An 8526-nucleotide genomic window follows, 5' to 3' on the forward strand; every position below is an offset into this window, starting at 1 on the left:
AGGCCAAGCTTGGGGATTATGGTGGTGCGATCGCGAGCGCAAAGCGCAACGTTTCTCTCAGCCGCACGGGGCGCAACTGGGCGATTCTCACCCATAGCCTTGTGAACCTGGCCAGCTATGCGCTGCTCGCGGGAGATGATGCGGCGGCAGCGCAGGCAGCGCGGGAGGCGGCACCCTTGGTCATCGAGATGGAGGATCACCAAAACGGAGCGTGCTTCACCGGTAGCTTGGCGCTGCTGGCGGCGCGGGCGGGCGCGCTGGCGGTTGCGGCACAACTCGCCGGACACACCGAGAATTTTTACGCTACCCATCAACAGGCCATGGACCCCACCGAGCAAAGTGTGTGGGATGCGCTGATGGTGCTGTTCGACGCGGCGGCGGCGGCGGGCACGCTGCCCACGGAAACTCGTGCCGCGCTGATGGCGCAAGGGGCCACCTTGTCGTTCCGCGCGGCGCTGGAGCTCAAATTCGGGCTGTAGGGTGCTCGGGAGCGGTGCGAAATTTGGCGCGGCGATTGGTGCGGCGCGACAATTACATGAACAGGAACACAGCGCCGGTGATCAGGGTGACGGCGGTGGCGGCCAAGGTGCCGACATATTTGATCCGGTGCGAGATGTCGAAATCCCGATCGATGATGGTTTGCGGGCGCGAAAAGGCGATTTTTGCGTCGGTGCGAAAAGGCTTGACGGGAAGGGCGGTGGTGGTGCTGGTGACGGCGGGGGTGAGGGCGATGGTGGTCATGGCGGTTGCTCCTGGCGGGATGTGGGTTGGGGTGTGCAGCGTTGAAATGATGAATAGCGTGGGGACGGGCGCAAAGATGTGATATTTAGCACATCGAATGCATGATCGGGTGAATTTTTGGCGCCGCGGGGCGGGTGCTGTGGGTTTAGATGCGGGCATTGATGTTCGATGTGACAACGGCGTGGTTGGTTTAGGTCACGCGTTGAACTATGGTGTTGGGCATGGTTATGCTGGCGATCGGGTTCGCCCATCCTCATGTCATGGCTCAAAAATTCAGATCGGGGGATCGTCCTATGACATCAGCTTCGCATCGGTTCGTCATTGTTACGTGCGCATTATCGTTGGGCGCGTTATCGTTGGGGCTGATCGGCACCGCCGCGCTTTCGTCGGCGCAGGCGGCGAGCATGAAGCCGGCGACATCGCTGGCCCAGGTGGCCGCGCAGGGCGAGCAGTTGTTTAATCATGATAAATTCGGCGGTGTGCGCACCTGTTCATCCTGTCACGTCAATGGCGGCACCACGATGGGGCAGTTGCCGAATGGAGCCAAGATCCCGAGCTTGATGGGTGTTGCTGCGCAATTTCCGCGTTATAATCCGGCCAATCACCACGTGGTGACGCTGGAGCAGCAATTGGCGCATTGCATTACCGGGGGGCTGCAGGGCAAGGCACCTTCGGCCCATAGTCCACAAATGACGGCTCTGGTCACGTACCTCACCAAATTGTCGACAGGTGCGATTATGGGGCAGCAATTCAAATAACAGTCGGCTCACGGCGGTTGGTTGGCGCATACAAGTTTGTGGCTGCGACCGCGATTGACGCCGACGGCACGATCCCGCAGGTGATTGCTCATGAAATCCGCCGCCTTCGATTATGTCAAAGCTGGATCGGTCGCTGAGGCGATTGCTCGGCTGACCGCCGACCCATTCGGCACCAAATTGATTGCGGGCGGCCAAAGCCTGTTGCCCGCGCTCAATTTGCGCCTCTCGGCCCCTTCCTTGCTGGTGGATATTGGTCAGCTGCCGGAACTGGCTGGCATCACCGTGACGGGCCGGATCTTGCGGATCGGCGCTGGTTGCACCCATGCCAAGCTGCTCACCGCCCCTGACATTGCGGGCTACGCGCCGCTCATCGCCGAGGCGCTCGCGCATGTTGCGCATCCGGCGATCCGGTCACGCGGCACGCTGGGCGGCAGCCTCGCCAATGCCGATCCGGCGGCTGAATTGCCCGCCGTGATGCTGGCGCTTGATGCCACGATGATCGTCGAGGGGGCGTTGGGCACGAGGCTGATCGGAGCCTGTGATTTCTTCACGGGCATGTTTGAAACCGCCTTGGCGCCGGATGAGATTTTGGTTGCCGTTGATATCCCGATCCGCGAGCGGCGCTGGGGGTTCGCTGAACTCGCCCGTCGTCATGGTGATTACGCCATCATTGGCTTGGCTGCGACGATCACCCGCGCTGAGACGCGGTTGGCCTTCTTTGCGGCGGGGCCGACGGCGCTGCTCGCCCATCGCGCCGCTGCCGCGCTGGGCACCTTGCCTCTGGATGCTGAGCGGATTGGCGCGGCCTGCCGGGCGCTCGCAGAGGATTTACCTGCGCATGACGACCCTGAGGCCGGAGCGGCGATGCGCCTGCATCTCGCGCAAGTGCTGCTGCGCCGGGTTGCCACCGCATGGATGACGCCAGGGGCGACAGCTGGGACCGAAGCGGGGACCGACGCATGACTGGCATTACACTCACCATTAATGGCGCGCTGATCCATGCCGAGATATTGCCACGGGTGCATTTGGCTGATTTTTTGCGTGAGCATTGCGGCCTAACCGGCACGCATCTTGGGTGCGAGCACGGGGTTTGCGGCGCGTGTACCATCCGGCTCAATGGCGCGATTGTGCGGTCTTGCTTGGTGCTGGCGGTGCAAGCCGACGGCGCGACGATTGAGACCATCGAGGGCGTTACCGATTCCGGCGAGGCCCAGGCGCTGCAAGACGCTTTCGCGGCCCGCAACGCGCTGCAATGCGGCTATTGCACGCCGGGCATGGTGATCACCGCGCTCGATTTCCTTGCCAACGCGCCTGACCGGTGCGACCGCAGCGCGATCCGCGCGCATTTATCCGGCAATTATTGTCGCTGCACCGGCTATGAGGCGATCATTGATGCCATCGCGCAGGTTGGCAGCCGATGAAATTCAACGATCCTGATCGCCCGGCGCGTCAAATTGGCCGCTCTGTGCCGCGCGGCGCCTCTCGGCGGCTGGCTCAGGGGCGCGGGCGCTTCGCCAGTGACATTATGTTGCCGCGCATGGTTCATGCCGCCTTTGTGCGCTCGCCCCACGCCCATGCCGAACTCGGCAATATTGCGCTGGACGTCGCGCGCGCGATGCCAGGGGTTGTCGGCGTGTTCGATGCGGCGGCGATTGACCCGTGGTGTTCCCCGTGGGTCGGCACGCTTACCCATCTCACCGGGCTGAAATCCGCGCCGCAATATCCGCTGGCGCGGGGCCGCGTGCGCTTTCATGGCGAGCCGGTGGCGATGGTGCTCGCGACCAGCCGCGCCGAGGCCGAGGATGCTGCCGAACAGATTGCCGTTGACTACCAGCCGCTGGCACCGGTGGTTGATGCTCTGGCGGCGCTGGCACCGGATGCTGTGCCGATTCATCCCGCGCTCGGCGATAATCTGGCGTTTGAACGGCGGATCGAGGCGGGCGACATCGACGCCGCAATGGCCATGGCCGATGAGATCGTGACCCTTGATTTCGACTTTGCGCGCCATACCGGCGTCACGCTCGAGCCGCGCGCGGTGGTGGCCGATTGGAATGAGGGCGAGCAACGCCTGACCGTGCATGCGGGCACCCAGGTTCCGCATATGTTGCAGGATGTCTATGCTCGGCATTTTGGTCTCGCGGCGCATCAAGTGCGGGTGCTGGCTCCTGATGTTGGCGGCTCATTCGGGATTAAAATCCATATTTATCCCGATGAAATGGCGGCCATCGCCGCGAGCCGCGCCCTGCGGCGGCCCGTGCGCTTTGTTGCTGACCGGCTGGAGAGTTTCATCGGTGACATTCATGCGCGCGGTCATCAGGTGCGCGCGCGGATTGGGGTGACCCGGGCAGGGATGATTACCGGATTTGATGTTGATGACCTCACGGGCATTGGCCCGTATTCGGCGTATCCCCGCACCTCGGCGGTTGAGGCGAATCAGGTGATCAATCTGGTCGGCGGGCCGTATGCGGTGGCAGCTTACCGCGCCCGCGCGCGGGTTGCGTTTCAGACCAAGGCGATGATGTCGCAATATCGCGCGGTTGGTCACCCGATTGCGACCACGGTGACCGAGGCGCTGATCGATGCGGCGGCACGGCGGATTGGCGTTGATCCGGTGCTGATCCGGCGGCGCAATCTGATCGCTGACGATGCCTACCCGACTTGCTCCGCCAGTGGCATGCGGTTCGAGGCGCTATCGCACCATGCCTGCCTGGAAAAACTCCTGACGATGATGGGCTATGATGCGTTGCGTGCCGAGCAGGCGGCTTTGCGCGCACGGGGGATCCGGCGTGGCATCGGCATTGCCAGTTTCATTGAAATCACCAATCCGGGTGCGGCGTTTTATGGTGTGGGCGGCGCGCATATCTCGGCGCAGGAGGGGGCGACCATCCGGCTTGATGCCGCTGGGCATGTTGTGCTGCAGGCGGGCGTTACTGAGCAGGGGCAAGGCACCGAGACCATTCTGGCGCAAATTGCGGCGGAGGCGCTGGGCTTAGCGCCGGAGCAGGTTTTGGTCCGGCTCGGCGATACGGACGCGACGCCTTATGGCGGTGGCACCTGGGCCTCGCGCGGCGCTGGCGTAGGCGGCGAGGCGGCATGGCAAGCGGCGTGGGCGTTGCGCGGTCAATTGCTCACGCTGGCGGCGAGCTTATTGCAGGCCGATCCATCGCAGCTTGATTTGCGTGACGGTCAGATCACCGATGCTGCCGGGGTGCCGCGCATGGCGCTGGCTGATCTCGCGCGGATCGCGCATTTTCGTCCTGACACGCTGCCCCCCGGTATCGTCCCCGAATTGGCGGCGACCCGCCATCACGTGCCGCGCGACTATCCGTTCGCCTTTACCAATGGCGTGCAGGGGTCGCTGGTCGATATCGATACCGAGACTGGGTTTATCACGCTGCGCCGTCATTGGGTGGTTGAAGATTGCGGCACCATCATCAACACGCTGCTGGTCGATGAGCAAATTCGCGGCGGCGTGGTGCAGGGGCTCGGGGCCGCCTTGTTCGAGGCGTGCCGGTATGACGCGGCGGGACAGATGACCAACGCGACGATGGCTGATTATCTGGTGCCGATGGCCGCCGAAATGCCCGATATCGAGATTGGCCATGTTTGCACGCCGACGGCGGAAACCGCGCTGGGCGCCAAAGGTGCGGGCGAAGCGGGCACCGCCGCGGCGGCGGCGGCGGTGCTGAACGCGGTGAACGACGCGCTGGCGCCGGATGCCGCCTTGCTCACCGCCTTACCGCTCACCCCGACCCGGGTGCTGGCCGCACTCGGCGTGATCGGCTGAGCGTCAAACTCTGGCGCGCGCTGAGGTAGGTGCCTCATTCGTCTGGCGCGAAGGGGCGGTTGCAACAAGCTGATTCGCAACAATGTTCGCTGCATGCTCGATGTCAGTCAAATTATCTCCCATGCCGAGTTGGATGTGCAAACCGTGGTTGGGATCGCCCGCGACGTTAGCGGCTTGATCGGCGATCTGCGCTCGGATCATGCCGGAGAAACGGGCGCTGTGGCGATCTACGTCGGGATTCTGGCAATCGCTCACGATCCAGGGGTCCGGCAATTTACCGAGCGGCATCTCGCGACCGAGTGTGATCACCTCGCCCGGCTGGATGCGTTGCTGGTTCCGCATCAGCGCAGCGTATTGCTGCCACTCTGGAAGGTTGCTGGCTGGCTTACCGGTGCATGAACTGGGCGCGAAAGTGGGACCAGTTCACGGCGCCAGTGCGGCGAGGCGGTATTGCGCACGTTGTTGATCCCCGGATCAGCGTTCCGGCCCTGCAGGGCAAAGGATGGTGAGGGCATCCCCCAGCGCGCCATGATCAGTTCTCGCCCGTTGGGCTGGTTGCGCATAATCGGTGGCGCATAATGGGGGGAAGATGCAGGGCAAGCGGGGCATCAGCGGCGCGTAATGCCATGTGCCGAGCCTCAGATGCACGAGCTCGCTGGCGATGGTGTATGCCAGACCGAAGGCGGTGGTTGCCTATTGGTTCAGAACTCGCCATAAAATACAACAGCAGTGCTAAACGAGTATATAGATTTGGTTTACGTCAAGTTTTTTATTGTATATTAGGTTTTTTTCTTGAATATATAGCAGAAATATAATGCAAATTATTTAATAGTGAGCACATAAATGATCGATATGGCAAATCTGTCAGATTTTGCACATTCGAAAAATGCAGAATCTGACAGATTTAGCATTTTTGTGATACGTTAAATCTGACAGATTTAGCGTGCTTTTAAGAGTCATGACTTAGAGTCTTCTGTGGTTGCCGCCCGTGATGCAAGAAGTTTCGAAGTCGAAGCGCATGTGATCGAGTGCGGTCTTCTGTCAGGCCTATGAATGCGGCATTTACAGAAGCCGCTGGCCGGTATGGTGATCTGCGAATCAGGTCCAAATCTGACTCTCGAGCTGCAAGGCTCACGACTCTAAGCTGGTTTTCCTGGTCCAGATCTGTTCGATCATTTTGCCCATTCGGGTCGTCGTCTTCTCACACCCCCTTTATCCGGCGTCAGGCAGTTTCTGCGGCATTGCGATCATGCTGCCACAGCCTGAGCCGGAACCCGATAATCCTCATTTTTCGTCATCAAGGCCCAGATTGTCCGCGCCATCTTGTTGGCCAGTGCAATTGCCACGAGCATCCTCGGCTTTCGCGCGACCATACGCGCCAGCCATGAAGCTTCCGGGATCGATTGCCGACCCAGCCAATTCAGCCGCGACATCGCGCCAATAATCAGCAGCCTCCGGATGTCGCACTGCCCAGCCTTGGAGATTCGCCCGAGCCGTTCCTTGCCGCCGGAGGAGAGTTGGCGTGGAACGAGGCCGAGCCACGCGGCAAAATCGCGCCCACACCGGAAGTTCTCCATTGGCGGGGCAAAGGCTTCGACGGCCAACGCGGTCAATGGACCAACGCCAGGGATTGTTTGCAACCGCCGTGCCGTGTCAGCTTCAGCCGCCAGCGCCTTGATCTTCGCAGTTCGTAAATTGATGCGCGTCGTCTGCTCGGCAATCTGGTCCAGCAAGTCCCGGCACTCCTCGCGCATCAAATCGGGCAGATCGCTGCCGTGCGTATCCAGAATTTCTGCAATGCGTTTGATCTGATGAATCCCCTGCGGAACGGTATGGCCATATTCATAGAGGCAGGCCCTGAGTGCGTTGACCAGTTCAGTGCGTTGGTGGACGAGGCGTTCTCGGGCACGAAACAAAATCGCCCGGCTTTGCCGCTCTGCCGACTTCGGCTCAACGAAGCGCATTTCAGGCCGTTGCGCCGCAACCACAATCGCCTCGGCGTCCGCAGCATCGTTCTTCTGGCGCTTCACAAACGGCTTAACATACTGTGCCGCAATCAGCTTTACCTCATGGCCAAGCCGGATCATCTCGCGCGCCCAATAATGCGCGCTTCCGCACGCCTCCATCACCACCACCGCGGGCGGTTGATCGGCCATGAACTTGAGAAAACCCTGCCGTGACAGCTTCTTTCGGAACTTTGGCTGTCCAGTCATCGACGCGGCGTGCAATTGGAAAACATTCTTTGCCAGGTCTACCCCGACCATCGTATCTTTCGTCACGGTTGTCGTCCTTTCTGCTCAGTGGCTGTAGACACCACTATCTTGGCACATCGCGATGCCGTCTGGGGAGGGCGGCAACCACCCCATCTGACTCGTAATTTGGTCTGATTTTTTCATGCGCGTGCGACAAATCTGACGGTTCGGCGGATGGAGGCGATGAGCAGCCAGGCTTCTGACGAGGCGATGGAGGCTTCCCAATCCTTGGCGAGGCGTCGGCAACGGTTGAGCCAGGCGAAAGTCCGCTCGACCACCCATCGCTTGGCGATCACAACGAAACCCGAAGCGCTGTCGGATCGTTTGACGATATCAATGGCTAGGCTCTCGATGTGAGCGACGGCAGTTCGCAGTTTCTCGCCGGCGTAGCCGCCATCGGCAAACAACTTGACGAGGCTGGGATAACTGTCCCGCACGCTCTCGATGACCGCAGGCGCACCGTCGCGGTCCTGGATGTCGGCCGTATGCACCACCACTTCCAGTAGATTGCCCAAGCTGTCGGTAACGATGTGGCGCTTTCGTCCCTTGATCTTCTTGCCTGCATCATAACCAGCCGGGCCACCGCTTTCGGTCGTCTTGACTGATTGGCTGTCGATGATCGCCGCGGTCGGCGCAGCGTCCCGTCCCTCGATGATGCGGCTCGCGGCAACCAGCGCCTCGTTGATCAAAAACAGCACGCCGCTGTCCCGCCAACGGTAAAAATGATACTGAACCGTGGTGAAAGGCGGAAAATCCTTGGGTAACATTCGCCATTGGCAGCCCGCAGTCGCCTGATACTGGATGCCATCCCAGATGGTGCGCATGCTGTGGATCGATGGTCGCCCAACCCTGCTCGCGCGCGCCAAAAACGGCCCAATGATCGCCCACTCCTCGTCAGTGCTGTCACTTGCATACCGCAACGCGCTCCTGTCATGATGTCGCCGAGTGATTTCAGTCCAGGCCACATGATCCTCCATTGTCTTCGCAA

9 protein-coding genes are annotated in these 8526 nt (G+C 61.0%); 6 read left to right on the forward strand and 3 right to left on the reverse strand.

Annotation, left to right across the window (positions count from 1 at the left end; all coding sequences use genetic code 11):
- Positions 1 to 479 (forward strand): hypothetical protein (locus ACYUCQ_RS15895; RefSeq protein WP_460255534.1); only part of this gene is annotated, 479 nt, incomplete at its 5' end.
- 52 nt (positions 480 to 531) lie between these two features.
- Here the strand turns inward: ACYUCQ_RS15895 and ACYUCQ_RS15900 are convergent.
- Positions 532 to 741 (reverse strand): hypothetical protein, encoded by a 210-nt coding sequence (locus tag ACYUCQ_RS15900; RefSeq protein ID WP_460255535.1) that lies wholly within the window; start codon positions 739 to 741, stop codon positions 532 to 534.
- A gap of 293 nt (positions 742 to 1034) precedes the next feature.
- On the opposite strand from ACYUCQ_RS15900, the gene ACYUCQ_RS15905 reads away from it, so the two are divergent.
- The 5 genes from ACYUCQ_RS15905 to ACYUCQ_RS15925 all read left to right on the forward strand — a co-directional run bounded on the left by ACYUCQ_RS15905 (position 1035) and on the right by ACYUCQ_RS15925 (position 5685).
- Positions 1035 to 1499, forward strand: coding sequence for a c-type cytochrome (locus ACYUCQ_RS15905; protein ID WP_460255536.1), 465 nt, complete (start codon positions 1035 to 1037; stop codon positions 1497 to 1499).
- Positions 1500 to 1589: 90 nt separating this feature from the next.
- Positions 1590 to 2462: an FAD binding domain-containing protein gene (locus tag ACYUCQ_RS15910; RefSeq protein ID WP_460255537.1), complete on the forward strand. Its 873-nt coding sequence runs from the start codon at positions 1590 to 1592 to the stop codon at positions 2460 to 2462.
- The gene (locus tag ACYUCQ_RS15915) at positions 2459 to 2920 is read left to right on the forward strand and encodes a (2Fe-2S)-binding protein (RefSeq protein WP_460255538.1); all 462 of its coding nucleotides are present in this window, start codon (positions 2459 to 2461) and stop codon (positions 2918 to 2920) included. Before ACYUCQ_RS15910 ends, ACYUCQ_RS15915 begins: the two co-directional genes overlap by 4 nt.
- A complete protein-coding gene (locus ACYUCQ_RS15920; RefSeq protein ID WP_460255539.1) occupies positions 2917 to 5286 on the forward strand; it encodes a xanthine dehydrogenase family protein molybdopterin-binding subunit in 2370 nt (789 codons plus the stop codon). Before ACYUCQ_RS15915 ends, ACYUCQ_RS15920 begins: the two co-directional genes overlap by 4 nt.
- A 93-nt stretch (positions 5287 to 5379) precedes the next feature.
- Positions 5380 to 5685, forward strand: coding sequence for a demethoxyubiquinone hydroxylase family protein (locus ACYUCQ_RS15925; protein WP_460255540.1), 306 nt, complete (start codon positions 5380 to 5382; stop codon positions 5683 to 5685).
- An 848-nt stretch (positions 5686 to 6533) separates the two neighbouring features.
- Here the strand turns inward: ACYUCQ_RS15925 and ACYUCQ_RS15930 are convergent.
- Both ACYUCQ_RS15930 and ACYUCQ_RS15935 read right to left on the reverse strand, forming a co-directional pair.
- Positions 6534 to 7565 carry an IS110 family RNA-guided transposase gene (locus ACYUCQ_RS15930; protein ID WP_460255541.1) on the reverse strand — a complete coding sequence of 344 codons (1032 nt, stop codon included), beginning with the start codon at positions 7563 to 7565 and terminating at the stop codon, positions 6534 to 6536.
- Positions 7566 to 7678: 113 nt separating this feature from the next.
- On the reverse strand, positions 7679 to 8503 hold the full coding sequence (locus ACYUCQ_RS15935; RefSeq protein ID WP_460255542.1) for an IS5 family transposase: 825 nt from the start codon (positions 8501 to 8503) through the stop codon (positions 7679 to 7681).
- Between the last annotated feature and the right edge of the window lie 23 nt (positions 8504 to 8526).

Source organism: Acidiphilium sp. MT5 (genome assembly GCF_054767495.1).

Excerpts from the sequence above, each read along its gene's own strand:
- ACYUCQ_RS15900 (WP_460255535.1), bottom strand. The coding sequence starts at position 741 with ATGACCACCATCGCCCTCACCCCCGCCGTCACCAGCACCACCACCGCC.
- ACYUCQ_RS15905 (WP_460255536.1), top strand. The coding sequence starts at position 1,035 with ATGACATCAGCTTCGCATCGGTTCGTCATTGTTACGTGCGCATTATCG.
- ACYUCQ_RS15910 (WP_460255537.1), top strand. The coding sequence starts at position 1,590 with ATGAAATCCGCCGCCTTCGATTATGTCAAAGCTGGATCGGTCGCTGAG.
- ACYUCQ_RS15915 (WP_460255538.1), top strand. The coding sequence starts at position 2,459 with ATGACTGGCATTACACTCACCATTAATGGCGCGCTGATCCATGCCGAG.
- ACYUCQ_RS15920 (WP_460255539.1), top strand. The coding sequence starts at position 2,917 with ATGAAATTCAACGATCCTGATCGCCCGGCGCGTCAAATTGGCCGCTCT.
- ACYUCQ_RS15925 (WP_460255540.1), top strand. The coding sequence starts at position 5,380 with ATGCTCGATGTCAGTCAAATTATCTCCCATGCCGAGTTGGATGTGCAA.